The following is a 25,010-nucleotide window of genomic DNA, read 5'->3' on the forward strand; positions in this document are numbered from 1 at the left end:
GTCAGCCCACGGGAAGAGCGGCCTACTTTGCTTTCGCCTTGGGTCCGCCCCTGCCGACCACGGAGGCGGCAAGGGATGCCACGCCACGCGCCGTGGCCACGACCGCGCCAGCGGCGACATTGGCCGCGGCGCGAACCTTCGAGCCGCCGCCTGCTTTCGAGCCGCCGGCTGGGGCCGGCTTCTTCGCCTGGGCGGGCTTGGCGGCCGCTTTCGGCGTGGTCGCTTTCGACCCTGGCACGACTTTTTTCGGCGCCGCCTTGCCGAAGGCCTTCGCATCCTTGGAGCGCTGGGCGATCGCCGGGCCAGCCCCGGCCGTCGACTGCGCCCTCGGTTGTGCTGACTTGCCCCTGGCGGGCTTTTTTGTGTTTGCTGCCATCGGACGGAATCCCTCTTCTGGCATGATTGCCTGATCGGGATAACGCGTTGTAAGTCTTAAGGTTCCCGCCGAAAAATACTGAAAATTAACCGGGTTGACCAAAGACCAGGTCGGCCGCCCGGCGCCGCGCAAGCACGCGTTCGATGTTGGGCATGTCGTTGGAGGCGATCCAGGCGCGCGCATCCGCCTCGGAACGTCCATGCTCGTGCCAGCGTTCCATCAGGCGGCGTTCGAGCTCGTTGCGCGGCACGTCGACGAAGATCGAGAAATCGAACAGCGGCGCCAGGCGCGACCACGGCTCCTCGTCGAGCAGCAGGTAATTGCCTTCCACCAGGATGAACTTGGTCTCGGCGCCGACAATCGCCGCGGCGGCGCGCGACAATTCCATGCCGCGGTCAAACACCGGAATGGCAATCTCGGCCTCGCCGGCGCGGATGCGCTTCAAAAGCGTCTCGAAGCCGCCAAAGTCGAACGTGTCGGGCGCGCCCTTTCGCGCCCGCAGACCGCGCCGCTCGAGCACGATGTCGTCATAGTGGAAGCCGTCCATGGGCACGACCTCCACCGCGCCTTCCGGCAAAAGGTCATGCAGGCTTGCCGACAGTGTCGACTTGCCGGCGCCCGGCGGCCCGGCAATGGCGACGATGAAGCGATTTGCCTTGCCGGCGCGCTTGAAGATGGTGGCGGCGAGGTGGGCGATTTCGGACATTTTTCGGCTCCTTCCGCGGATTTGGACGCATCTTGTCGGCGGTCGCTTGAAATTTCAAACCGCGATTTGCACGATTTAGAGCGACCGGTTGTGGAGTCAGCAGTGGCGACTGCGATTAGTCCGTTACGGCTTTGTCTTCAGCATGCCGCTGGCTGGCCGATACGCAGAAATTCGCTATCGAACGGGACCTCCGATACCGCGGCGCCAGCCAACCGCAGGCGGCCACCCGCCGTGGTGATCGCGCGCGGAGGCCCGCCACCCGACAGAGGCAACGCACCGATGACATGGCGGAACGAGACGCGATCCTGGCCGAGCGCGAACGCGGTCGCCACGCCCTCGCGCTTCAGCCAGTTGTCGCCCAGCGAGGCGGCGTGGCCGACCGCGGTGCGCCCATCCTCGATGCCGAGCACGCCGAGATGGCGGCCGCTCCACGGCGCGTAGTCGCGCCCGCCATTGCTGAACCAAAGCATGGTAACAGGCAGTTCGGCCGGGTTCTTCAGCACCAGCACCAAATCGTCCTCGGCCTGGCGCGCCAGCGCGGTCCAGCCCGGCCCGCCATGGTCGGCCTCGACCAGGGTGAGGAAATCCTCGCGCCGGTCATCCATGCGGTAATCCGTCAGATCGAGCGTGCCGCCGCCGGCAGCAGGGAAATGCCCGAGGTCCGACGACCGACCGGGGTAGGCCAGCATGAAGCGACCGCGCACGGGGTCCGGCTCCAGCGGATCGGCTGGCGTGGCGGCAAACCGCTTCGGCGAGAAAGCCAGCCTGCCGCCGCCTTTCATTACCGTCATCGGGTGATGGGCAACCGAGATCGCGCCGGACCCGCCGGAAAACACATGTTCCTGGTAGAGAAAAGGATGGTCGTCGCGCAGCGTGAAAATCTTGTCGACGCTGGCGCCCATCACCTTGTGGCGCAGCCGGAAGACCGCGCGCCAGCCACCATCCGTGGCGCCGCTGTCGACCACATCCCAGGCGCTGTTGGCCGGCCAGCCATGCAGCGGCGCCTCCTCGACATCGCTGCGCGAAAACGGCGCGCACAGAAAGTCGCCGGAGAGCCTGACGGTGCCTCGCGGCAGGTCCGGAGGCAGCGTCTCGCCCGCGTCGATCCAGGGTGCGCGGTGCAGCGGCTTCAACCGGCGCGCGCCGCTCTCGATGATCATGTCGGCGATGTGGCCGACTGTGAGGTCGAGCGAAACCGAAATGCCCTTGGCGTTGATCGTGACTGTATCCATGGCTCTCTCACCCGAATCCGAAGGGTGCCAAGAAGAACCCGTTCGGCGCACCGCGCAAGCGCGCGGGCGCGTATTTTGCATCGGTTTTGCGCTCGCCGTCGTCGGAAAATGCGAGCTCTATTGCCGCTTGTAGTCCCGCACCGGCGATTTCGTCCCGTCGGTATAGGTCACCTGCACCGACATCGAGGTCACGCTTTCGACGACCTTGAAATAGGGCTGGAAATCATCGGGGATGGCGTAGGGATCCCTGGCATTGCAGGGCGGCATGGGAAGGGTCTTGTCGAGCGCGGCACCATTCAGGCTGTAATGCACTTCCTTGATGGCGCAGCGGTAGGACAGCATCTGCGTGAAATAGACCAGCCCATGATTGCCGCTGGCGTCGAAGGCGATCCATGACGTCCAGAACTGGTCGAGGATCTGCTTGTTGCCCTGTTGCAGGGCGGCATCCGGGTCGAAGTCTATGTCGAACGGGCCGGTCTCGCGCCCCCTGATGTCGAGGTATTTGATCGCGATCGTGGTCTGCGCCGTGCTGTCGGGCAATTCGAAGCTCGGATTGGGCATCGGCTTGCCGGTTCGCTGGTCGTTGAGCGCCAGCAAGCCGGTGTCGGTGAAGGGGCCGGTGCCGCCAAGACGCCAGGATATCGCGGTCGCCGGCTCGGGCAGCGAAATGGTCATCGACCAGCCCTGGTTGGAACGCATCGGCGTCAGCGACGGCGCGAAGCGGGCGGGGTCGAGCACGTCGCCAAGGGCCGCCAGCCGGCTGCGGCCGCGGTCCAGCCAGTCGGCAAGCTGGGTCTGGTCGACGAAATATCCGAGCAGCCCGCCATCCTTCTCGTAAGAGACGAACTTGGTCAGCGCCTGGGCTTCGCTGCGCTTATCGGCCAGCGTCTGGCTGCCGAGCCGATCCTCCGAGAACTCCTGCGCCAACAGGAAATAGGCGGGCGCATAGTCCGGATTGGCGGCGATGAAGGCGTTGAGCTTGTCGAGCCGCTGCGTATCGTCGAACTGCAGCAGGTGGACGAGCTTGATCGATGGCGCCTTGGCTTTCTCCGCGAGCTGGCCGAACACCTCGCGGGCGCCGGCCTTGCCATCCTGGACCCGCAGAAGTGTGGCAAAGCGCGTATAGGGGTCGATGGCGTCGACATCGAAGCCGGCAAAGGCGAGGTAGGAGCGCCGCGCGTTGAGCATGTCGCCCGAGAGCTCGTAGACGCGGGCATTGTGGTAGAACTCGTCCGGCCGCTTCGGCTCGGCGATGGCGCCGCCTTGCGCGGCCAAGGTGGCAAACCCCTTGGCTATCGTGTCGATCGAGGCGGCGATCTGCTCAGTCGTCGCCTGAAGCTTTTCGGCCTGGGCCACTTGCTGCTGCTGGCCGCCCACGAGTGTCTCGGTGGTTTGCTTGACCGCTTCGACGGTCCTTTGCGTCGCGGCGCCTTGGGCCGCTTGCTGCTGCTGGGCGGAGGCGATCTGATCGGTTTTCTGGGCAACCGTGTCGGTCGATTTCTTGACCTCTTCGACGGTCTTCTGGGTTTGCGTGACCGTCTGCTCGATCCTGGCCACCTTTTCGGCGACGATGCCAATCGACTGCTGCAGTTGGGCGATCGCCGGCACCAGGCTGGCGATGATGCCGTTCTGCGAATTGGTCTCCTTCTGCACGGCGTAGACGCCGCCGGCAACCGCCGCCGCACTGGTGGCGAACACCAGCGCCGGCAGCGCCTTGGCCGCCAGCACGAGCCTGAGCACGATGGCAATGGCGATGATGACGGCCGCGATCGAGGCAGCCAGCGCGATATAGGCGGCGAACGGCGCCAGCGGGTTGAGGATGTCGGAAACGGCGCCGCCGATGAAGGCGATGCTGCCGGCCCATTTGCCGGTGCGGCTGAGCGACGCCCTGATCAATGACGGCGCGGCGCCAGCCCCAATGTCAGCCATTTTGCGAGCCCCCCTGCCGCCAGATGCCACGCTCCTTCCCACGGGAAACGCGGCTTTGGCAAGGAAAGACAGGAAACGGGCGATTTCGGGGCGGTGGCAAGGCTTGGTTCCTCTCCCTGGCCTCTGGCGGGTGGGGAAACAGGTCGCGCCGGCACTCGACATTCCCGGGGCTAACCGGCATTAACCAAATGGACGCACCCGCCGCGTTACGTTAGCTTCGCCTTATCTCAGCAACAGCATCGCCAGAACAGTCCAGCCCTTGTCCTTGCCGCGTCTCTTTCCGCTCTTCCAGAAAATCCTGGCTGTCCTGGCCCTGGCGGCCCTGACGGCCGGCTGCTCGACCACGGCCCCGCCCGACAGCGTTCTGGCCGTGCCGGCGCCGCCGCAGAAATACGCGGCCATCGTCGTCGACGGAAAGAGCGGCAAGCAGCTGTTCGAGGTCAATTCGACGGCGCAGCGTTATCCGGCCTCGCTGACCAAGATGATGACGCTCTATCTGCTGTTCGAGGCGATGGAGACCGGCCGCGTCACCAAGGAAACGCAGATCCCGGTTTCCGACCACGCCGCCTCGCAGCCGCCAACCAAGATGCGTTTCCGGCGCGGGGAGACGATCGATGTCGATTCCGCCATCCGCGCCATCGTCGTCAAATCGGCCAATGACGTGGCGGTGGCGGTGGGCGAATATCTCGGCGGCTCTGAAGACCAGTTCGCCGCCATGATGACATCCAAGGCGCGCCAGCTCGGCATGAGCAGCACCACCTTCCGCAACGCATCGGGCCTGCCCGACGACGGCCAGATGACGACCGCCCACGACATGGCGGTGCTCGGCATGTCGCTGCAGCGGCGCTTCCCGCAGCACTTCCATTATTTCTCCGAAAGCGACTTCATGTTTCGCGGCCGGCTGGTGCGCGGACATAATGACATGCTCGGCCGCGTGCGCGGCGTGAACGGCATCAAGACAGGCTATATCAGGGCTTCCGGCTTCAACATCGTCACCTCCTACGATGCCGACGGCCGCCAGCTGATCGTGGTGGTGATGGGCGCCGACAGTGCCCGCCAGCGCAACGACCATGTCGAAGCGCTGATCCAGCGCAGCCTGTCGCCCACCATGGCCGACACCAAGACCAGGCTGATGTTCGCCGAACAGCAGTGAAGTGAGGCGTGATCCGCGCAGCGGACAAAAAGCCACTTGCCTGGCTTTTTGAACGATGAACGGTGAAGACACGGTCCGCCCTTGGGCGGACGCCGACCCAAGTCGTGCCTTGGTCACTGTAAAAACCTCACAGCCGGCTACCATCTTGCGACTGTCACGCAATCGTGCGGAAGACGTGGCATAGGCTGCGAAATCCGACAGTGGATAAGCGCCGTCGCCTCAGCGTATCCTAACTTACAGCGCAGGAGCCCATCATGAGCACCGTTCCCAAGGCATCCGAGCAGAAGTCGGCCGACAATGAGAACGACAGCGGCGGCGAGTATTTCGAGGCGCCGACCACGCAAGAGGATTTGCACGAGGTTTCCGACGAGCATTTCGACACGCCCGAAGTGCCGGACTCCGAACCGTCAGGCCCCGGCGCATCACGGCTGAAGCCGAAGAAAAAGCCATCGGCGATCTCGGGCCGCAAATTCCGCAAGCGCGACCTTGTGCGCATCGACACGCTGCGCCCGAGCCTCGCCGACCGCATTCATTCGGACCACCCCGACCTGCCCAAGGGCGCGCGCATCAGCCGCGAGGAGCTCGGCCGCTACCGCATGCGCTACATGGAGGAGCTCTTACAGCAGGAGCACGGCGAATTCTCCGAGCTCGACCGCCAGGTGGTGGAATCGATCGCCCGGCAGGACACGATCTCGGAGAACAGTGAAGAAGAATTCGAGGAGCACCGCTCCTTCGCCGACCGCGTTTCCGACAACATGGCCGCATTCGGCGGCAGCTGGTGGTTCCTGATCTCGTTCGCCAGTGTGCTCCTGGTGTGGATCGGCATCAACCTGATCGCGGGCATGGCGGGCGCCTTCGACCCCTACCCCTTCATCCTGCTCAACCTGCTGCTCTCCTGCATCGCCGCCGTCCAGGCGCCGATCATCATGATGAGCCAGAGACGGACGGAGGCCAAGGATCGGCTGCGCTCCTTCAACGACTACCGCGTCAACCTCAAGGCCGAACTGGAAGTCCGCCACCTGCACGAAAAGCTCGACTACCTCATCTCGCGGCAATGGACGCGGCTGGCCGAGATGCAGCAGATGCAGCTCGATGCCATGCATGAGCTGGCGAGCGCCAAGAAGGCAAAGCGGGCGGTGCGCGGGCGGCGGCCGGTGAAGAGCCCGGTAGAGCAGTGAAGGGGTGAGGAGTGGTCCGTGTAGCGGACGAAAAGCCAACTGCTTGGCCTTTCGAGCTTCGAACGCCCTGAGCCTGCGAAGAGCAGGATGCCGTACGCGAGGCCCAGACGCATCAAGCCAAGTTCGCAACGCCGCCAATTGCCCGTTGAAGCCCGCGCGCGCTTCCGCTAAGAAGCCGTGACTTGCCGGTTCGGCCGGCTGGTTCGTTTTCCGGGCTCTTCGCCTTGAAAGCACCCGTAGCTCAGCTGGATAGAGCGCTGCCCTCCGAAGGCAGAGGTCACAGGTTCGAATCCTGTCGGGTGCGCCATGCTTCCAAGGGTCCGTTCCGGACACATAGGTTACGGTTTATACCGGAGACATGGGTAACACTTCTGACCCGAACGGGTTTTGGAGCCAGACTTGGCCACAACCACCACCAGGCGTGTCCTGATCACCGGCGCCGGCGCTGCCGACGGCATCGGCTTTGCCATTGCGCGGCAGTTTGGCCGGGCCGGGCATGCGGTTTTCCTGACCGGCGCCAGCGCGCGGGTGCTGGAGCGCGCTGGCGAGCTTCGCGGCGATGGCGTCGATGCCACGGCTGCAGTCGCCGATCTTACCATCGCGACGGAGGTGGAGCGGCTGCGGGCCGAGGTCGGCGCTGTCGATATCCTGGTCAACAATGCCGGCATGGGATCGCTGGCGTCGCCGTCCGTGGACAAGACGTTCCTGGCGATGAGCGAGGCCGAGTGGGACCGGGGCATCGAGACCAGCCTGAAGACCGCGTTTCTCGTCACCAGGGCGTTTCTGCCGGCGATGGTCGAAACGGGGTATGGGCGCATCGTCAACGTCGCGTCGGTGACCGGGCCGCTGGTATCCTACCAGGGCACCGCCGCCTATTCCGCGGCGAAGGCCGGCATGGTCGGCCTGACCCGGACATTGGCGCTGGAAGCGGCGCGCCACGGGGTCACCGCCAATGCCGTCGCGCCCGGCTGGATCGAAACCGGCGCGTCGAGCGAGGCGGAGCGGATGGCGGCCCTGCATGCGCCGCCGGGCCGCGCCGGCCGGCCCGACGAGGTCGCGGCGGCGGTCGTGTTCCTGGCTTCCGAGAGCGCCAGCTATATCAACGGCGCCTTGCTGGTGGTCGATGGCGGCAACAGCCTTGAAGAACGCAAGGGATAGACGGCGCGGCCAGTCTCATGCCTTGGCGGATTTCCACCTTGGCGCAACTCCTTCCACCGTAATGAAGTGTAACCTCTATTCTCGTTAGAAATTTCCCCGCCGCCACCTGGCCGCTGGCACCGTCACTTGACTCAACCATCAGCCTGCACTAATCATAAGTCATGACTGTTGATAGCGCACAGCTTGCCGCCCTGGGCGATCCGACCCGAAGGCAGATTTTCGAGCTGATCGCGGAGCGTCCGCGCTCGGTGGCGGAGGTCACGCGGCAGGTCAGCGTGTCGCAGTCCGCGGTGTCGCAGCATCTCAAGGTGCTTCGCGACTCGCGGCTGGTGCGCGCGGAGCCGAAGGGCGCCAGCAACGTCTACCACATCGATCCGCACGGGCTGGGCCAGATGCGCGCCTGGCTCGACCGGTTCTGGAGCAAGACGCTCGCGGCCTACAAGCTGGCCGTCGAGACCCCACCAGAGGAGTGACCATGAACACCCAGATCCCCATCGCCTCCGTGAAACAATCCGTCGTCGTCGAAGCGCCGATCGAGCGCGCCTTCAAGGTCTTCACCGAGGATTTCGGCAGTTTCAAACCGCCCGAGCATAACCTGCTTGCAGCCCAGATCGCCGAGACGGTGTTCGAGCCTCGCGTCGGCGGCCACGTCTATGACCGCGGCGTCGACGGCAGCAAGTGCCGCTGGGCGCGCGTGCTGGCCTATGAGCCCCCCAACCGCGTGCTCCTGAGCTGGGACATCAGCCCGCAATGGCGCATCGAGACCGATCCGGCCAAGACCAGCGAGTGGGAAGTGCGGTTCACCGCCGAAACGGCTGGGCGTACCCGCGTCGAGATCGAGCACCGCAACCTGGAGCGCCATGGCCAGGGCTGGGAAGGTGTGCGCGACAGCGTCGCCGGCGATCAGGGCTGGCCGCTTTACCTGCAGCGCTATGCCGATCTGGTTGCTCGGCAGGCCTGATCGCGGTTCAAAGGCGCTTCGCCGCCTGGGTGGTCAGGGCGCCACGCCCCTGCACGCCCAGGCGACATTGGCGAACGACCTCGGGCCGTCCGGTCGCCCGGCCTGATAGGCATCGCGGACGGCAGCCTCGGTGCGCTCGCGCTCGGCTGCCTCCAGCGTGGTCACGTATTTGCCGAGCGGGCCCTCGCCGGCTGAAATCGGCGCCCAGTAATCGGCGAAGTCCTGGTAATCCATGCGGATCATCAGCTCGGTTTCGGTCACGTCGGCCAGCCCCTGCTCGATGAAGGTCCGCTTCATTTCGCCGGGCTGCATCATCGGCTGGAAGCAATAGCGGCCGCGCAGCTGGCGCCCGCTCTCGCTGAGCGCGGCGACCGTGTCGATCATCATGCGCATGCCCGCCATGCCGCCGAGATGGTCCCACACCACGGCCGCGACCACGCCGCCCGGCCGCGTCACCCGGCGCATTTCGGCAACCGCCTTGCCGGCTTCCGGCACGAAGTGAAGCACCAGCAGCGCCAACGCGCGGTCGAACGCATTGTCGGCGAACGGCAAGGCGGTGGCGTCGGCCTGCGATATCTCGATGCGCGGATCGGTGTTGCGTCGCTTTGCGGCCTCGACCAAAACAGGCGAAAAGTCGATGGCCGCGATCGCCGCGAGGTCGGCGGATTTCGCCAGTTCGAACGCCAGGCTGCCGGTGCCGCAGCCGACGTCGAGGATCTTTTCGCTGGGGGCGAGCCCGGCGAAGCCGATGAAGCTGGGCGCGAGCTTTCGGCTCCAGCGGCCCATCAGTTGCTCATAGCCGGACGCGTCATGAACGGTGAAACTCGACGTCATATGCCCCTCCCTTGGCTGCGGGCGCAGGCTAGACCTCTATCAGGATGAAGCCAAGGCAGGGGAGCACGGCGGACGCCTGCCTCCGAGTGCGGGAGGAAAAGTCCGGCTCTTATGCGACACCCTTGAATGCCGCCACGCTCTCGCGCTCCACCAGCGGGCATTCCAGCTTGGTGATTGGATATCGCCCCCGCCCCACTATCGCAGGCGCTTCCAGCTGCTCGATCGCCCATTGGCCCATGGCCATGTGCGGAAGGATCGACGTCGTCAGCGGCGGGAACAAATGCCGGGCGATTTCCTCGTCGTCATAGCCAACGACCGAGATGTCGGCGGGAATGTGCAGGCCGGCTTCCTTCAGGGCTTCGTAGCAGCCGATCGCGGTGCGGTCGTTCTGGCAGAAGATCGCGGTCGGGCGGTCCTTCAGGGCCAAGAGCTTCACTGTCGCGGCGTAGCCGGCGCTGGCCGACCAGTCGCCCTCGACCACCAGTTCGGGGTCGAAGGGGATGTCGGCGGTGGCGAGTGCGCGGCGGTAGCCTTTCAGCCGGTCCTGCGCTGCCTGCATCCAGGATTCGCCCGTGATGGTGGCGATGCGGCGGTGGCCATGGCTGATCAGGTGTCGCGTCGAGCTCTGGCCGCCGGCGATTTCGGAGGGCACCACGGCGGGGAATGCATAGTCCGCCGTGTAGCAGTTGAGCAGGATGACCGGGATCTCGAGGCCATAGAGGAAATCGGGCGCCGTGATTTCGCGGGTGAAGATGGTCATGTAGATCAGTGCCGAAATGCCGCGCCTGGTCAGCGCCGAGATGGCGCGCGGCTCCATCACGGCGTCGCCCATGGTCTGCGCCACCAGAAGCACGTTGCCGGCATTCCACGAGGCCTGGCGCGCGCCCTCGATGGCGACCACGGCTTCCGGGCTGGTGGCGAGCTGGTCGACGGCGAAGCCGATCACGCCGTCGAGTCCGTCGAAGGCGGGGCCATCAAAAATTCCCTCGAAAGCCGCAACGGGCTTCAGCGCGGAGAAGGCGGGGGCGCTGTAGCCGAGCGCCCGCGCCGCCTCGATCACCCGCTCCCGCGTCTGCCGCGACAGGCGAATGCCAGGCGAATTGTTGAGCACGAAGGAAACCGTCGCCTGCGAGCAGCCGGCGGCGCGTGCGATGTCGGTCATGGTGACGCGGCCCTTGGGCTTTGCCGCCGCCTTGCGGCGCTTCCTGATGGCCTGGTCCGTCGTCTCGCTCATGCCGCCCCCAAATCCCCAGCCTGTCTAGCCGCAGCCCCCCGGTCCAACAAGATGAGGCGGCGCTTCCGATTCACATGCGCATCGACCGCACTAATAATTATTACCATCCTTGAGACCCATCCCCGACACACCGGCTCGAGCCCCCGCAAAAACCAGAGGTCGCAAAGGCCCTGGCTGCGTGCGATCAGCCATCGCCGCGTCGGTAGATCGATTCGGCCATGACACCCGAGCGCCACCGGACCGGTCGTTTGCTAATAGTGTTTACTAATACAAGGATGCGCTATACCGTCAATCCATCGCCGCCGGCCCCGATTGGTCCGGCTGCGATGGAAGTGTCTGTGAATGGCCCGATGGGGGGCGGATATGACTTCCGCAAACCATGTCTCAGATATGTGATATGTCAGACAAATCGGACTATTTACGAACGAAGAATGAGTCTCTAAAGTCCGTGGCCGTGGCTGGTAACGACGCCATTCTTTCACTGCCGGGAACCCCTTGAGGAGGAGGGCGTCCACGCCGCAGACGGCAATTCAGGTGAGCAAGACAAATTTAGTGTGCAAGACAATCCAGTGAGCAAGTCCGGCCAGTCCTACGACTGACCAAAACGGGAGGTTGAACATGAAATCCTTGATACGCAATGCATCCGTGGCCGCCGCGGCCCTGGCTGTCGGCCTGACGGCGACGGCAATCGCGCGCGCCGACGACAAGCCGACGCTGGCCTTCGTCGTCAACGGCGCTTCCGACTTCTGGAAAGCGGCCGAAGCCGGCGTCAAGAAGGCGCAGGGCGAACTGCCCGACTATACGCTCGAACTCAAATATCCCGAACAATCCTCCGTCGCCATCCAGCAGCGGCTGATGGACGACCTGGTGACCGCCGGCGTCAAGGGCATCATGGTCTCGGCCGTCGATCCCAAGACCTCGACGGATGGCCTGAACAAGATCGCTTCGCAAACGGCGCTGTTCACCACCGATAGCGATGCCCCGCAGACCAAGCGTGTCGCCTATATCGGCTCGTCCAATGTCGACGCCGGCAAGCAGGCGGCCGAAATCGCCAAGAAGGCGATGCCGGACGGCGGCAAGTGCCTGGGCTTCGTCGGCCTGCTCGGCGCCGACAATGCCAAGGAGCGCATCCAGGGCATGAAGGACGGCCTCGCCGGCACCAAGATCGAACTCGTCGACGTGCGCGGCGACGACATTGACCAGGCGCGTGCCAAGAAGAATGTCGAGGACGCGCTGGTCGCCAGCCCCGACGTCACCTGCATGGTCGGCTTCTACTCCTACAACACGCCACGCATCTATGAAGCGCTGCGCGATGCCGGCAAGCTTGGCTCGATCACCGTCGTCGGCTTCGACGACGATCCGATCACGCTGGGCGGCGTCAAGGAAGGCACCATTGCCGCCACCGTCGTGCAGCAGCCCTTCGAATGGGCCTATCAGGGCATGAGGCTGATGGCCGCCTATCTCAAGGGTGACAAGTCGGGCATCCCGGCCGGCAATTTGATCATCATCCCGACCAAGATCATCGGCAAGGATGACGTCGACGCTTACGCCGCCAATCTCAAGGCGATGGCTGGAAACTAAGACCAGAAGCAGTTCAGCCGGCTCAACTTCGCTTGAGCCGGCTGTTCGCATTGACGAACCCTGCCGGGGTCGTCAGTCTGCAGAACGGGTCATGTCGGCCCACCGGCTGCTGTCAGGCATGATGAATTATTCCGACACATCCATCGCGGCGACCACCCCGTTTCTCAGCCTCGAGAACGTGCGCAAGACCTATCCGGGCGTCGTGGCGCTCGACGGGTTTTCCATGGAGGTCAGGCCGGGCGAGGTCATCGGCCTGGTCGGCGAGAATGGCGCCGGCAAATCGACGCTGATGAAGATCCTCGGCGGCGTCACCACGCCCGATAGCGGTGCCATCACGGTCGACGGCACCGCCCATAAAGGCCTGAGCGTGGAGGGGAGCCTGGGTTCGGGCATCGCCTTCGTCCACCAGGAACTCAACCTCTTCGAAAACCTCGACGTCGCCGCCAACATCTTCTTCGGCCGCGAGCCGCTGCGCGCCGGACCGCTGAGACTGGTCGACCGCGCGAAACTGCGCGACATGGTGGCGCCGCTGCTGAAGCGCGTCGGCGCCAACTTCTCCGCCGACACGCAGGTCGCGGATCTGTCGCTGGCGCAGCAGCAGATGGTCGAGATCGCCAAGGCGCTGTCGATCAAGGCGCGCCTGGTGATCCTCGACGAGCCTACATCGAGCTTGCCGCTGGCCGAGACCGACAAGCTGCTCGACGTCATCAAGGCGCTGAAGGCCGACGGCATCAGCGTCATCTTCATCTCGCACCGCCTGCACGAGATCGAGCGCGTCGCCGACCGCGTCGTGGTGCTGCGCGACGGCATGCTGGCCGGGACGCTCGGCAAGCGCGACATCAATCACGACCAGATGGTCAAGCTGATGATCGGCCGCATGCTGAAGGAGCGCGAAAAGGCCTCCGAGGCGGCGCGTGCCCCCGGCGCCGTGGCGCTTGCGGCCAAGGCCGTCCGCACCCCCACCTACCCCAGCCGGCCGGTCGATCTCGACGTCAGGCGCGGCGAAATCCTCGGCCTTGCCGGCCTTGTCGGCTCCGGCCGAACCGAACTGGCGCGGGTGTTCTTCGGCATCGAAGCCAGCCTTGGCGGCACGCTGGAGCTCAACGGCAAGCCGTTAACGCTGGCCAGCGCGGCGGACGCAGTCACGCAAGGCATCTTCCTCGTGCCGGAAGACCGCAAGCTGACCGGCATCCTGCTCGACCTGTCGATCGCGCAGAATATTTCACTCCCCAATCTGCCGGCGCATGCCAGGCGCTCGCTGGTCTCCGCAAGCGCCGAGACCGCCACCGCCGAGAAGCAGAAGAAAAACCTCGGCATCAAGGCGCCCTCGGTGCAGACGCGCACCGGCACGCTGTCGGGCGGCAACCAGCAGAAGGTCGTGCTCGGCAAATGGCTGGCCATGAACCCGAAGGTGATGATCCTCGACGAGCCGACGCGCGGCATCGATATCGGCGCCAAGGCCGAGATCTACGGGCTGATGCGGGCGCTGGCCGACGCCGGCGTCGCCGTGCTGATGATCTCCTCCGACATGGAAGAGGTGATCGGCGTCTCCGATCGCATCGCCGTCATGCATGAGGGCCAGATCTCGGGCATTCTCGACAAGGATCAGTTCAGCCAGGAAAACGTGCTTTTGCTCGCGGTGGGCAAACCGGCGAACAGGCCGTAAGCGGAGACGACGATGACAAAGAAAGATCTCGGCCTGCTGATCCTGATCCTGGTGGTCGGGGCGATCGTCGCCATCATCAATCCGCGCTTCCTCTTGCCGATCAACCTCGCCAACACCTCGAACCTGATCGGCCTGTTCGGCATTCTCTCCATCGGCCAGGCCTTCGTCATCATCACCGGCGGCATCGAACTGTCCGTCGGCTCCGTTGTCGCGTTGCTGGGCACGCTGTTCATCGACTTCATCGCCGTGCGCGGCATGGGATGGCCTGTTGCCTTCGTGCTCATCCTGGTGCTCGGCGCCATCATCGGCCTGGCACATGGCTGGCTGATCACGCGGCTCAAGCTGCAGCCCTTCGTGGTCACCTTGTGCGGGCTTTTGATCTATCGCGGCGTCGCGCGCTTCTACACCGCCGACGGCACCGCCGGTTTCGCCTTCGGGCAGAATTTTCCCGATCTCGAATTCCTGACCGCCGGCCGCTCCTGGGGCGTGCCGAACTCCTTCTTCGCGCTGATCGTCATCGCCATCGTCATGTGGGTGGTGCTGCACCGCTCGGTGTTCGGGCGCTATCTCTACGCCATCGGCAAGAACGAGGAAGCGGCAAAATATTCCGGCATTCGCACCGGCCGCGTCGTCATGGCGGCTTACGTCATCTGCGGCGTGCTTACCGCGCTGTCGGCGATCTATTTCGCCATGTACACGCGCTCGATCTCGCCGGCCAGCCACGGCCAGTTCTACGAGCTCTACGCCATTGCGGCCGCGGTGCTTGGCGGCTTCTCTCTGCGCGGCGGCGAGGGCTCGCTGATCGGCGTCATCCTCGGCACGGTGCTGCTGCAGGAACTGCAGAACCTCGTCAACCTGCTCGGCATTCCCTCCTCCCTCAACTTCGCGGTGATGGGTGGCGTCATCCTCATCGGCGTGCTGGTCGACCAGCAATGGGGTGTGTTCCGGGCGCGCCGGCGGATGGTCGATGCCGCCCGTAAGGGCGCGGTCGGCGCCGCCGCCGAATAGGTTCCTCCCGGCAGAAATAGCTTACCGGTGCTGGGAGCTGACGGGGTGGCGTGCCTTTCGCGGCCACCCTCTGGTTATCAGCCATGCGGCTTGACTGAAATTACCTGCCGCCCTGGCGCGCGGCGCGGCGAACGCTTTGCAACAGGATGGCAAGGCAGCCGACCAGCAGCAGCCCGCCGCCAAGCAGCGGCGGCAGCGCGAGCAACTTCACCGCCGCGGTCACGGCGGCCACCAGGACCAGCGCCAGCAGCGCCAGATTGCCGTCATCGACGAACATGCCGAAGACTTCCCTGGCAACGAGACGAAGGACGTTCATCGGGCGAGCCCTCCGGCTGCCGTTGGACTGATGCCGCGCAGCCAGCGCACCATGGCGAAGGACGCTAGCGCGACGATGGCGAAGATGGCCAGCAGGGCAAGATCGGCGCCAGGCCAATCGGCGCCGATGCCTTCGCCGGTCCAGAAGATACCAAAGCTGGTCAGCATCAGCCCGACCACGAATTTGAGCGCATTCTCGGGCACGCGCGCCAGCGGCCGGTGGACGGCCAGGCCGACAAGCATCACCAGGACGAAAGCCGCCAGCGCACCCATGCTGGCGTAAAATGTCTGCCCATGCGCGGCGCCGACGGCAATGACGATGAACACCACCTCGACACCCTCGAGCAGCACCGCCTTGAACGAGGCCAGCCCGGCGAGGTAGTCGGCGCGCCGGTCGGCGGCCTGCCGGTGCAGGGCCGCGGTTTCCTTGGCGAAGGCCGCTTCCTCGTCATGCAGGGCAATGACGCCGACGCTGCGCAGGATGGCTTTTCGCAGCCAGCGCATGCCAAACAGGATGAGCAGCACCCCGACGACGAACTGCAGGGTGGTGATCGGGACCAGCGCCAGCAGCGGGCCGAAGGCCAGCACCAGGGCCGCCAGCACCGCCAGCGCCAGCGCGGCGCCGGTCAATGCCGGGCGCCAGCTGCGTGTCACCCCCACCGCGAGCACGATGGTGAAAGCTTCGACGACCTCGACCAGGGAGGCGAGAAATGCCGCCGTGACTGTCGAGAGGATGGGTGTCAGTGTCTGCATGAAGCTTCCTGTCTGGCTCGCCCCTGATTCCTGGGGCGAATTCCCGGAGCGTAATCCAGAATCACCCTATGCGGCCAGCAGCCCGGAGCATTTCCAGCGACAGCGCAAGCAGGCGGGTGAAACAAGTCCGGATCAGATCAGGCCCGACATGTCGGAAAACGCCATGGCCTTGCGCAGCACTTCGGCGAAACGCTCGCCGGCCACTTCGCGCGGACCGCTGTTGTCGATCGACGTGACGCCAGGGCCGGACAAGCTCATATTGGCGCTGCGCGCCAGCCGCGCCAGCACCTCGCCGCGCGACTCGCGGCCGCGCATCGCCAGCCGCTCGGCCAGCACCTCGGGCGAAGCGGTGATCTCGACGATCGCCAGATTGGCATAGCGCTCGCGCAAGGTGGGGATGATCGCGCGCGACACGTTGGCGACGGCGACATGTCCATTGGAAACAGACCAGTCGACATCGGCAGGCAGGCCATAGCGCAGGCCATGCGCTTCCCAGGAGATGGCGAAAGCGCCGTCGGCATCGGCCTCGGCGAAGGCGGCGTCGGCCAGCGTATCGTGGTCTTCGCTCGCCGCATCGCTCGGCCTGGTGATGACGCGGCGCACGAACTCCAGCTGCGTCTCGTCGGCAAACAGCGCCTTGGCATAGCCGATCACCGTGTCCTTGCCGGCACCGCTGGGGCCCACGACAGCGACAAAGACGCCGTGACGGATCGGAAAGGTTTCGGCGGACAGTTCGCGCTCGATCGAGGCCGACACCATCATGCCACCCGGCGCCCCTGCCGCCAGACGGTGCGCACGACCGGAACATGATCGTCGACGCGCACGCGCACCAGATCGGCGCGACGACCCTGCTCGATGACGCCGCGGTCGTCGAGGCCGACTGCCTGCGCCGGGTTTTTGGAAACCATGGCGACGGCCTGCGGCAGCGAAATGCCTTCCACCATGTCGCCCAGGAAGAAGGCCGACTGGATCAGGCTGAAGGGAATGTAGTCGGACGACAGGATGTCGAGCAGGCCATCGCTGGCCAAGGTGCGTGCCGAGACATTGCCCGAATGCGAGGCGCCGCGCATGACATTCGGCGCGCCCATCAGCACGCCGAGCCCGGCGGCCTTCGAGGCCCGCGCCGCTTCCTCGGTGGTCGGGAACTCGGCGACCCGCACGCCCTGCTCGATGGCCTCGTCGACATGAGCGGACGTCGCATCGTCATGGCTGGCGAGCACGATGCCGCGCTCCTGGCAGGCGGCGGCGATGAAGACGCGGTTCGGCCCGGAGTTGCGTGCCGATTCGTCCATCCGCTTCTCGCAGAATTTCTGGAAATCGCGATCCGAGAGTTTCAGCTTGCGCTGGTAGTAGTAGGCATAGGTTTCAAGGTTGACGAACTGGCGCTGGCCCGGCGCGTGGTCCATCAGCGACGCCAGCTTGACCCGTTCGTCACCGTCGAAATTGGCGAATGCGTTGAGGCAATCCGGCGCTGAAACCTCGCAGCGAAGATGCAGGAAGTGATCGGCCCGCAGACGATCCCGCGCGACGCTGTCCTCGATCGCATCGGCCAGCTTGCGGATGTCGTCCAATGTCAGGTCGGCGTCCTCGTCCATGCCGACGCGCAAGGCATCTAGCACGGTCGTGATGCCGGCGGTCGCCACCTGCGCGTCATGGGCGAGCACCGCGGCGATCGGGTTCCAGCGCACTTTCGGCCGCGGCGCATAATGGCCCTCGAGATGGTCGGTGTGGAGTTCGACCAGCCCTGGAATGATAAAGTCGCCGCCCATGTCCTCGCCGGTCCGGGCAGCATCGGCATCGATGCCGGCGATCAAGCCATCGCGCAGCACCAGTGAGCCTTCGACGATCTCGTCGGCAAGAACGATGCGGGCGTTGGAAAGAACAGTTTCGGCGGTCATTGCGGGTAGTCCTTGGTTCTTGCAGTCGGGTTTCGTTCAGGCGGTTTTCCGGGCCGGGCGGCGTCCGAGCGCGTGCTGGGAAAGCACCATGAATGGCGCCCCCGGCTCGGGTTCGACGAACAATGTCAGCGCGTCCACGAGCACGGGCTGGCGCAACACATCGGCGAACAGGCTGTCGATCGCGGCGCGCAGGCGAGGGCTTTCCTGTGGGCCGGCCCGGCCGGACAGGGTCATGTGGAAGCGGAAGGTCTCGAAGACATAGGGATAGCCCCATTGGCAGAGATTGCGAAACTCGGCCGGCTTCAGCGAATCCGGGCTGCGCCGCTCGATCTCGGCCTCTGACAGCGGTGCGCGAAACCGGTCGAAATCGCGTACCACATTGTCGGCGAAGCGGTTGAGCGGCGGCAGCGGCCCTTCCGGCACCAGCGCGAAGAAGCTGTCGATCTGGCTGACGATAAGGCGCGGGATCGTGACGACAGGCGTAACCTCGGCAAAATGATCCAGCGCCGCGCGCAGCGAGGTCTCGGTCTCCGTGGCAGCCAGGTGGAAGGGCGCCTTCAGCGTCGCGTGAAAGCCGTAGCGGCGTGCCGAGGCGGTGTGGAAGGCCACTTCCGCCGCCGACAGATCGGCAACGGCCTCAACCGGCCTGGTCGCGGCACCGAACGGATCGCGGCCCAGCCAGTCGGCGGCGATGCGCGCCAGCGGCTCGTCCTGCCGGGGGGTGAAATAAATGGCATAACGCATGGGAAGTCCTCGTCAGAACCGTTGCCATAGGTGATTTCCATGACGGATTGACGAAGCTTTGACGGGTTTTAGAAGGCAAATCGACCCCTAGGGTCCTTAGCCGACGATTTTTCCCAGCTGGACCAATAAGTTCGGCCGGAAACGCGAGACGGTCAGGCCTTCATCAACCACTCGTGCTCGGGCGCATTGTGGAATTTCCAGGTCCGCTTCGGTCCGGCCATCACATTGAGATAATAGAGGTCATAGCCGTGGCAGGCGGCACAGGGGTGATAGCCCTTGGGCACCAGCACCACATCGCCGTCCTCGATCGCCATGGCTTCGTCCAGCGCACGATGTCCGCTTTTGTCGGCATCGGTGTAGACGCGCTGGAAGGCAAAGCCCTGCGGCGGGTTGAGGCGATGGTAGTAGGTTTCCTCCAGATAGGATTCGGCAGGCAGATTGTCCTGGTCATGCTTGTGCGGCGGGTAGCTCGACGTGTGACCGCCGGGCGTGATGACCTCGACGACCAGCAACGAGTCGGCCGGCTGGCCTTCCGGCAGGATGTTGGTGACGTAGCGCGTATTGGTGCCCTTGCCGCGCACCTCCTGGCCGAGATCGTCCGGTCCGATCACCCGGACCGGCAGGCCACCGCCAAGACCAGGCGCCGAGCAGACGCCAAGTTCCAGCTCGGTATCGGCCGTTACCGACCAGTCCGATCCCTGCGGCACGTAGACCGACCACGGCTTGCCATCGAAGGGCGACATGCGCTCGCCGAGCAGGCCGAGATCCTTGCCGCCGGCTTTCGCGGTACCCTTGCCGGTCACGAACACCAGGCAGACTTCGCGGTCGTCCGTCTTTCCCGAGGCGCTTTCGCCCGGCTTCAGCCGATGCAGGTCGAAACCGACATAGGTCCAGCCGGCGCTTTTCGGCGTCACATGGGCGACGCGGCCATGGCCCTTGTCGGCCTTGACGAGCAGTTTCGACATTTTGTCTCTCCTATCCTAGCCTTCCAACTTCGTCATCCTGGGGCGGAGCAGGAGCGAAGCTCCGTCGCGAAGACCCTAGGATGACGAAGCGAGGGGCGTTTCGGCCAATCGCCGACGTGTGCGATCCGTTACGCTCGCAGTATCCAATCCACAAAACTGCTCGCGCCATGGACCGCCTATTCCTTCGGATCGGCCGGAGGCTTCGTCTCGTCGGCCGGCTTATAAAGATAAAAAAATTGCCAGGCGCCGTAGCCGGCAAAGCCGAGCGCGATGACGCCCCAGAACGGCGTGCCGGTGGCGAACTCGATGACCGACCAGATGAGGCAGACCGCGACGACGGCGACACGCCGCCACAATGGCCGGAAGAAGGGGTGCTCGGAATCTTTCATCTGGCCAGCCTACAGCAAGCCCGGCCTGGCGAGAACCCGATCAGGCATTCGGAAACCCTTGCGTCTCCACCGTGTAGCCGGCTGATGTCATCACCCGCATCAGCTCCTTATGGCCAACCTGCGCCATCTTCAGCGGCGGGTTCTTCTTCGGGTCCTGCTCGGCCTCGACCACGAACCAGCCTTCATAGCCGTGGTCGGCGAAGCGCTGCACGATGGCGCCGAAGTCGAGCGAACCGTCGCCCGGCACGGTGAAGGCGCCGAGCGCCACGGCATCGAGGAAGGACTGCCTCGTACGGTCGAGCTTCTCGATCACGCCCATGCGCACGTCCTTCACATGGACGTGGCTGATGCGCTTGTGGTGATGGTCGATGGCGCGCAGCACGTCGCCGCCGGCAAAGGCGAGGTGTCCGGCATCGAGCAGCAGTGGGATGCCTTCGCCGGAATGGCGCATGAAGGCGTCGAGCTCCGGCTCGGTCTCGACCACGGCCGCCATGTGATGATGATAGGACAGCGGCATGCCTTGCTCGGCGCACCATTCGCCGAATTCGGTCAGGCGCCGCGCGTAGGCCTTCATCTCGTCGCCAGTGAGGTTCGGCTTGGTGGCGAGCGGCTTGGAACGGTCGCCCTGGATCGAGCGGCCGACCTCGCCATAGACGATGCAGGGCGCGTCGACCGCCTTGAACAGGTCGATCATCGGCTGGATGCGGTCCTTGTTGGCAGCCATCTCCTCATCGACCAGCGTGCCGGAAAACCAGCCGCCGCACAGCGTCACGTCGGCGGCCTTCAGGATCGGCAGCATGATGGCGGGGTCGTTGGGAAAGCGCCGGCCCATCTCCATGCCGGTGAAGCCGGCAGAGCGCGACTGGCGCAGACATTCCTCCAGCGACACGTCATCGCTCAGTTCGGCAAGATCGTCGTTCCACCACGCGATGGGGGACATGCCCAATTTGGCTTTCAAGTCGTCACTCCGGATTAGACAGTTCAATTTTTGGCGCTAGCGCCGCCCCTCATCCGCCTGCCGGCACCTTCTCCCCGTATCGTGACGGGGAGAAGGGAGCTGGCGTCAATCGCCGACGCTCTGCATCCGCCGCTTCTCGTCATAGGCCTTGCGCGCGGCGTTCACCTGAGGCCGCGCCGAAACCTCGGGCACCGCCACGTCCCACCAATGGCCACCGGCATCGGTCGAAACCAGCGGATCGGTGTCGATGACCAGCACGGTGGTGCGGTCGTTCTTCTTGGCTTTTTGCAGCGCGTTTTCCAGCTCGGCAACCGACGGCACTTTCTCTGATATCGCACCCATGCTCGCCGCATGCGCGGCAAAATCGATGTCAGGCAGGATTTCATGGCGCGAGTCCTGCAAGAGATTGTTGAAGTTGGCGCCGCCGGTCGCCATCTGCAGCCGGTTGATGCAGCCAAAACCCCTATTGTCGAGCAGCACCACGGTCAGCTTCAGGCCGAGCATCACCGAGGTGGCGATCTCGGAGTTGAGCATCAAGTAGGAGCCGTCGCCGATCATGACGACGACCTCCTCGTCGGGCTTGGCCATCTTGGTGCCGAGCCCGCCGGCGATCTCGTAACCCATGGTCGAGAAGCCATATTCGGCGTGGTAGGAGCCGGGCGCGCCGGCCTGCCAGAGCTTGTGCAGTTCGCCGGGAAGGCCGCCTGCCGCATGCAGCAGCGTCACGCCTGAGCCCATGGCGCGCTGAACGGCGCCGATCACCTGCGCATCCGAGGGGAAAGCAGCGTTGGTCGATGCCGTCACCTTGGCCGCGTCGGCCTGCCAGGCCTTCTTGCCGGCGGCCGCATTGTCGGTCCAGGCGGCGGGCGCCTTCCAGCCTTGCAGAGCGGTTGCCAACTCGGCCAGCCCTTCCCAGGCATCCGCGACCAGCGGCAGCGCCCGGTGCTTGCCCGCATCGAAGGGCTGCACGTTGAGCCCGATGATGGTCTTGCCGGAATTCTTGAACAGCGCCCACGAGCCGGTGGTGAAATCCTGCAGCCGTGTGCCGATGGCGAGCACGACATCGGCCTCTTCCGCCAGCCGGTTGGCAGCAGAGGTGCCGGTAACACCGACCGCCGCCATGTTGAGCTGGTGATCGTCTGGCAGCGAGGACTTGCCGCCTTGCGTTTCGCAGACCGGAATGCCGGCGGCTTGGGCGAACTTGGCCAGTTCGTCGGAAGCCTGAGAGTAGAGCACGCCGCCGCCGGCGATGATCAGCGGCTTCCTGGCTCCCTCGAGCGCCGCCACGGCCGCCGCCAGTTCGTCACGGTCCGGACGCGGCCGGCGCTGGCGCCAGATCCGCTCGCCAAAGAAACTCTCGGGATAGTCATAGGCCTCGGCCTGCACGTCCTGGCAAAGCGACAAAGTCACCGGGCCGCATTCGGCCGGATCGGTCAGCACCTGCATGGCGCGGCTCAGCGCCGGGATGATCTGCTCCGGCCGGGTGATGCGGTCGAAATAGCGCGACACCGGGCGGAAGCAGTCGTTGACCGTCGCCGTGCCGTCGGAAAAATCCTCGGCCTGCTGCAGCACGGGATCGGGAATGCGGTTGGCAAAGACGTCGCCCGGCAAAAACAGGACGGGCAACCTGTTTACGTGGGCGAGGGCCGCCGCCGTCACCATGTTCATCGCGCCGGGGCCGATCGAAGAGGTCGCGGCCATGAAACGGCGGCGGAAATTGGCCTTGCCATAGGCGATCGCCGCATGCGCCATCGCCTGCTCATTGTGGGCGCGGAAGGTCGGCAACTCGTCGCGCACCTGGTAGAGTGCCTCGCCGATGCCGGCGACATTGCCGTGGCCGAAGATCGCCCAGACGCCGCCGAAGATCGGCGTTTTTTTCCCGTCGACCTCGGTCATCTGGCGGGACAGGAAGCGGGTCAGCGCCTGCGCCATCGTCAGGCGGATTGTCTTGCTCATGGTGTTTTCCTCCGCAGTCCCTACGCCGTTGCGCCTTGTTATGCCGCCTTGCGGCCGCGCGCGGCAAGCCACGCTTCGGTCAACTGTTCGAAGCGCGACGCCATGTCGGCGACAGCCTCGTCATCGGACATCCTGCCGGCCAGCCATTGTTCGGCTGCGTGGACGAAGATGGTGCGCCCGACGGCAAAGCCCTTGACGATGGGCGCGTTGGCCGTGGCGGCAAAAGCGGCCTCCAACTCGTCCTGCGGCGCCTCCAGGCCAAGCAGCACAATGCCCCGGCACCAGGGATCGTGCTTCAGGATCACCGCCTCGATCTTGGCCCACGCGCCGCTCGACGCCTGCGGTTCGAGCTTCCACCAGTCCGGCTTGATGCCGAGCGCATAGAGTTCCTCCAGCGCGCGCGGGATCGTCGTGTCGTCGAGCTTGCCGTGCTTGCCGGCGATGATCTCGATGAGAAGTTCGCGTCCAACTTTGCGCGCGGCCTCGAACAGCGCGCGCAGCTTCTGCTGCTGTTCTTCCTTCAGTTCCGCCGGATCGTCGGGATGATAAAAGCACAGGCACTTGATGCAGTGATCGACGGGCCATTCGGTAAGCTGCGAGCCGATGTCCTGCGAGAATTCGAAGCGCAGCGGCCGCGAGCCCGGCAGTTCCACCGGGCGTCCAAGCCAGGCGAAGGGGTGGCGAGCGAATTCGAACATCGCCTCGCGGCCATGTTTCTCGTCGATCAGCATGCCATAGCCGTCGCGGCCGGCGGCGACCTTGGCCGCTGCCTTGACCGCCAGCACCTTGAAATCGCGGATGCGCGCCGGATTGGCGCCGGTCTTGGCCGCCACATCCTCGAGCTGCATACGGTGGTCGCAGGCGAGCGCCATCAGCGACGGGATGTCGCGCCGGCGTGTCGTCGCCCAATGGATGTGATTGATCGCCTCGTCCTTGCGCAGCGCGCGATGCTTGCTGCCGTTCTCGAGAAAGAACCGCAGCTCCTCGAAGGTCGGATATTCCGGCGCGCAGAGCAGCCGCGACACGGCGAAGGCGCCGCAGGCATTGGCCCAGGTCGCCGCCGTGGCAAGGCTTTCACCGCCGAGCCAGCCGCGCAGCAGACCGGACATGAAGGCGTCACCGGCGCCCAGCACATTGTAGATCTCGATCGGGAAACCCTTGCCGACGACGCCGTCCTCGAGATCGTCGCTGATCGGTCCGTCATAGACGATGCAGCCCATGGCGCCGCGCTTCAGGACGATGGTGGCCGAGGACAGGGAGCGGATCGTCTTCAGCGCGCTCAGGCAGTCGTCAGCGCCGGACGCGATCATGATCTCTTCCTCGGTGCCGACGATGAGGTCGCAATCGGGCAGCACCGTCTTCAACTGGGCCGAGACGCGGTCGGATTTGACATAGCGCTCAAAGCCTTCGGCGTGGCCGGCAAGACCCCACAAATTCGGGCGATAGTCGATATCGAACACGACCTTGCCACCCCTGGCCTTCATGATGCGGATCGCCTTGCGCTGGGCGGCATCGCTATTGGGGCGGGAAAAATGCGTGCCGGTGACGACGATCGAACGGGCCGAGGCAATAAACGCCTCATCGATGTCCTCTTCGGCCAGCGCCATGTCGGCACAGTCGGATCGGTAGAAAATCATCGGCGAAACGCCTTCGCTCTCGACCGAAAGCAGAACCAGAGCGGTCAACCGCTCCTTGTCGGTCTTCAGACCGTCGGTGTTGACGCCTTCGCGTTTCAGCTGCTCGCGGATGAAGCGGCCCATCTGCTCGTCGCCGACGCGCGTCAGCAGAGCCGAGCGCAGCCCGAGCCGCGCCGTGCCGACGGAAATATTGGCCGGGCAGCCGCCGACCGACTTGGCGAAGGAGGTGATGTCCTCCAGCCGCGAGCCGATCTGCTGGCCATAGAGGTCGACGGACGCGCGGCCGATGGTGATGACATCGAGCGGCGCCTGTCTTGCGTCCACGGCTTCGCTCATTGGAACCTCCCGTCGGTCTTGTCGTCATGGACAACATTGTTTT

Annotated in this window: 24 protein-coding genes and 1 tRNA gene; 9 read left to right on the plus strand and 16 right to left on the minus strand. The window is 64.9% G+C overall.

All coding sequences use genetic code 11. From position 1 onward, the window contains the following. Positions 1-22: 22 nt before the first annotated feature. From FJ543_RS16050 to FJ543_RS16065, 4 genes are all read right to left on the minus strand, one after another. On the minus strand, positions 23-376 hold the full coding sequence (locus tag FJ543_RS16050; protein WP_140875885.1) for a hypothetical protein: 354 nt from the start codon (positions 374-376) through the stop codon (positions 23-25). A gap of 85 nt (positions 377-461) precedes the next feature. After that, the gene (locus FJ543_RS16055; protein WP_140615341.1) at positions 462-1,082 is read right to left on the minus strand and encodes a nucleoside triphosphate hydrolase; all 621 of its coding nucleotides are present in this window, start codon (positions 1,080-1,082) and stop codon (positions 462-464) included. Between the two features lie 137 nt (positions 1,083-1,219). After that, a complete protein-coding gene (locus FJ543_RS16060; RefSeq protein ID WP_140875887.1) occupies positions 1,220-2,314 on the minus strand; it encodes a hypothetical protein in 1,095 nt (364 codons plus the stop codon). Between the two features lie 117 nt (positions 2,315-2,431). Beyond that, the gene (locus tag FJ543_RS16065) at positions 2,432-4,243 is read right to left on the minus strand and encodes a hypothetical protein (protein ID WP_015314518.1); all 1,812 of its coding nucleotides are present in this window, start codon (positions 4,241-4,243) and stop codon (positions 2,432-2,434) included. Between the two features lie 259 nt (positions 4,244-4,502). Between FJ543_RS16065 and FJ543_RS16070 the strand changes: the two genes are divergently transcribed. The 6 genes from FJ543_RS16070 (at position 4,503) to FJ543_RS16095 (ending at position 8,693) form a co-directional block, all read left to right on the plus strand. Beyond that, on the plus strand, positions 4,503-5,396 hold the full coding sequence (locus FJ543_RS16070) for a D-alanyl-D-alanine carboxypeptidase family protein (protein ID WP_041163258.1): 894 nt from the start codon (positions 4,503-4,505) through the stop codon (positions 5,394-5,396). A 254-nt stretch (positions 5,397-5,650) separates the two neighbouring features. Then, the gene (locus tag FJ543_RS16075; protein WP_015314520.1) at positions 5,651-6,574 is read left to right on the plus strand and encodes a DUF1003 domain-containing protein; all 924 of its coding nucleotides are present in this window, start codon (positions 5,651-5,653) and stop codon (positions 6,572-6,574) included. 230 nt (positions 6,575-6,804) lie between these two features. After that, positions 6,805-6,881, plus strand: a tRNA-Arg gene (locus FJ543_RS16080). Positions 6,882-6,973: 92 nt separating this feature from the next. Next, the gene (locus FJ543_RS16085) at positions 6,974-7,732 is read left to right on the plus strand and encodes an SDR family NAD(P)-dependent oxidoreductase (protein ID WP_140615345.1); all 759 of its coding nucleotides are present in this window, start codon (positions 6,974-6,976) and stop codon (positions 7,730-7,732) included. Between the two features lie 161 nt (positions 7,733-7,893). Next, the gene (locus FJ543_RS16090) at positions 7,894-8,205 is read left to right on the plus strand and encodes a metalloregulator ArsR/SmtB family transcription factor (protein WP_015314540.1); all 312 of its coding nucleotides are present in this window, start codon (positions 7,894-7,896) and stop codon (positions 8,203-8,205) included. 2 nt (positions 8,206-8,207) lie between these two features. After that, positions 8,208-8,693 carry an SRPBCC family protein gene (locus tag FJ543_RS16095; protein WP_140875889.1) on the plus strand — a complete coding sequence of 162 codons (486 nt, stop codon included), beginning with the start codon at positions 8,208-8,210 and terminating at the stop codon, positions 8,691-8,693. Positions 8,694-8,726: 33 nt separating this feature from the next. Here the strand turns inward: FJ543_RS16095 and FJ543_RS16100 are convergent, their stop codons facing one another. Together FJ543_RS16100 and FJ543_RS16105 are read right to left on the minus strand one after the other, a co-directional pair. Further along, the gene (locus tag FJ543_RS16100; RefSeq protein ID WP_140875891.1) at positions 8,727-9,527 is read right to left on the minus strand and encodes a class I SAM-dependent methyltransferase; all 801 of its coding nucleotides are present in this window, start codon (positions 9,525-9,527) and stop codon (positions 8,727-8,729) included. A 109-nt stretch (positions 9,528-9,636) separates the two neighbouring features. Then, positions 9,637-10,761: a LacI family DNA-binding transcriptional regulator gene (locus FJ543_RS16105; protein ID WP_181173985.1), complete on the minus strand. Its 1,125-nt coding sequence runs from the start codon at positions 10,759-10,761 to the stop codon at positions 9,637-9,639. Between the two features lie 618 nt (positions 10,762-11,379). On the opposite strand from FJ543_RS16105, the gene FJ543_RS16115 reads away from it, so the two are divergent. The 3 genes from FJ543_RS16115 to FJ543_RS16125 all read left to right on the plus strand — a co-directional run bounded on the left by FJ543_RS16115 (position 11,380) and on the right by FJ543_RS16125 (position 15,016). Continuing rightward, on the plus strand, positions 11,380-12,342 hold the full coding sequence (locus FJ543_RS16115; RefSeq protein ID WP_140875893.1) for a sugar-binding protein: 963 nt from the start codon (positions 11,380-11,382) through the stop codon (positions 12,340-12,342). A 121-nt stretch (positions 12,343-12,463) separates the two neighbouring features. Then, on the plus strand, positions 12,464-14,008 hold the full coding sequence (locus FJ543_RS16120) for a sugar ABC transporter ATP-binding protein (RefSeq protein ID WP_140876194.1): 1,545 nt from the start codon (positions 12,464-12,466) through the stop codon (positions 14,006-14,008). Between the two features lie 12 nt (positions 14,009-14,020). Then, complete coding sequence (locus tag FJ543_RS16125; RefSeq protein WP_015314546.1) at positions 14,021-15,016, plus strand: ABC transporter permease; 996 nt, start codon at positions 14,021-14,023, stop codon at positions 15,014-15,016. Positions 15,017-15,116: 100 nt separating this feature from the next. Here the strand turns inward: FJ543_RS16125 and FJ543_RS16130 are convergent, their stop codons facing one another. The 10 genes from FJ543_RS16130 to iolC all read right to left on the minus strand — a co-directional run bounded on the left by FJ543_RS16130 (position 15,117) and on the right by iolC (position 24,967). Continuing rightward, positions 15,117-15,332: a hypothetical protein gene (locus FJ543_RS16130; protein WP_140824239.1), complete on the minus strand. Its 216-nt coding sequence runs from the start codon at positions 15,330-15,332 to the stop codon at positions 15,117-15,119. Beyond that, positions 15,329-16,084, minus strand: a complete 756-nt coding sequence (locus tag FJ543_RS16135) for a COG4280 domain-containing protein (protein ID WP_015314548.1) — start codon at positions 16,082-16,084, stop codon at positions 15,329-15,331. Before FJ543_RS16135 ends, FJ543_RS16130 begins: the two co-directional genes overlap by 4 nt. A 132-nt stretch (positions 16,085-16,216) precedes the next feature. Continuing rightward, positions 16,217-16,846 (minus strand): phosphonate metabolism protein/1,5-bisphosphokinase (PRPP-forming) PhnN, encoded by a 630-nt coding sequence (gene phnN / locus FJ543_RS16140; protein ID WP_181166462.1) that lies wholly within the window; start codon positions 16,844-16,846, stop codon positions 16,217-16,219. After that, a complete protein-coding gene (locus tag FJ543_RS16145; RefSeq protein ID WP_140875895.1) occupies positions 16,843-17,982 on the minus strand; it encodes an alpha-D-ribose 1-methylphosphonate 5-triphosphate diphosphatase in 1,140 nt (379 codons plus the stop codon). The genes phnN and FJ543_RS16145 overlap by 4 nt, the downstream gene beginning before the upstream one ends. 36 nt (positions 17,983-18,018) lie before the next feature. Beyond that, positions 18,019-18,726: a DUF1045 domain-containing protein gene (locus FJ543_RS16150; RefSeq protein WP_015314551.1), complete on the minus strand. Its 708-nt coding sequence runs from the start codon at positions 18,724-18,726 to the stop codon at positions 18,019-18,021. 152 nt (positions 18,727-18,878) lie between these two features. Next, positions 18,879-19,691, minus strand: coding sequence for a 5-deoxy-glucuronate isomerase (iolB, locus tag FJ543_RS16155; RefSeq protein ID WP_140711811.1), 813 nt, complete (start codon positions 19,689-19,691; stop codon positions 18,879-18,881). A 176-nt stretch (positions 19,692-19,867) separates the two neighbouring features. Beyond that, positions 19,868-20,080 (minus strand): DUF3329 domain-containing protein, encoded by a 213-nt coding sequence (locus FJ543_RS16160; RefSeq protein WP_015314553.1) that lies wholly within the window; start codon positions 20,078-20,080, stop codon positions 19,868-19,870. 40 nt (positions 20,081-20,120) lie between these two features. Continuing rightward, on the minus strand, positions 20,121-21,038 hold the full coding sequence (iolE, locus tag FJ543_RS16165; RefSeq protein WP_140875897.1) for a myo-inosose-2 dehydratase: 918 nt from the start codon (positions 21,036-21,038) through the stop codon (positions 20,121-20,123). 105 nt (positions 21,039-21,143) lie between these two features. Further along, positions 21,144-22,994, minus strand: coding sequence for a 3D-(3,5/4)-trihydroxycyclohexane-1,2-dione acylhydrolase (decyclizing) (gene iolD, locus FJ543_RS16170; protein ID WP_140875899.1), 1,851 nt, complete (start codon positions 22,992-22,994; stop codon positions 21,144-21,146). Between the two features lie 38 nt (positions 22,995-23,032). Further along, positions 23,033-24,967 carry a 5-dehydro-2-deoxygluconokinase gene (iolC, locus tag FJ543_RS16175; RefSeq protein ID WP_140875901.1) on the minus strand — a complete coding sequence of 645 codons (1,935 nt, stop codon included), beginning with the start codon at positions 24,965-24,967 and terminating at the stop codon, positions 23,033-23,035. Positions 24,968-25,010 lie beyond the last annotated feature (43 nt).

Origin of the sequence: Mesorhizobium sp. B2-5-7 (assembly GCF_006440875.1) — a bacterium.
Taxonomy (GTDB): domain Bacteria; phylum Pseudomonadota; class Alphaproteobacteria; order Rhizobiales; family Rhizobiaceae; genus Mesorhizobium; species Mesorhizobium australicum.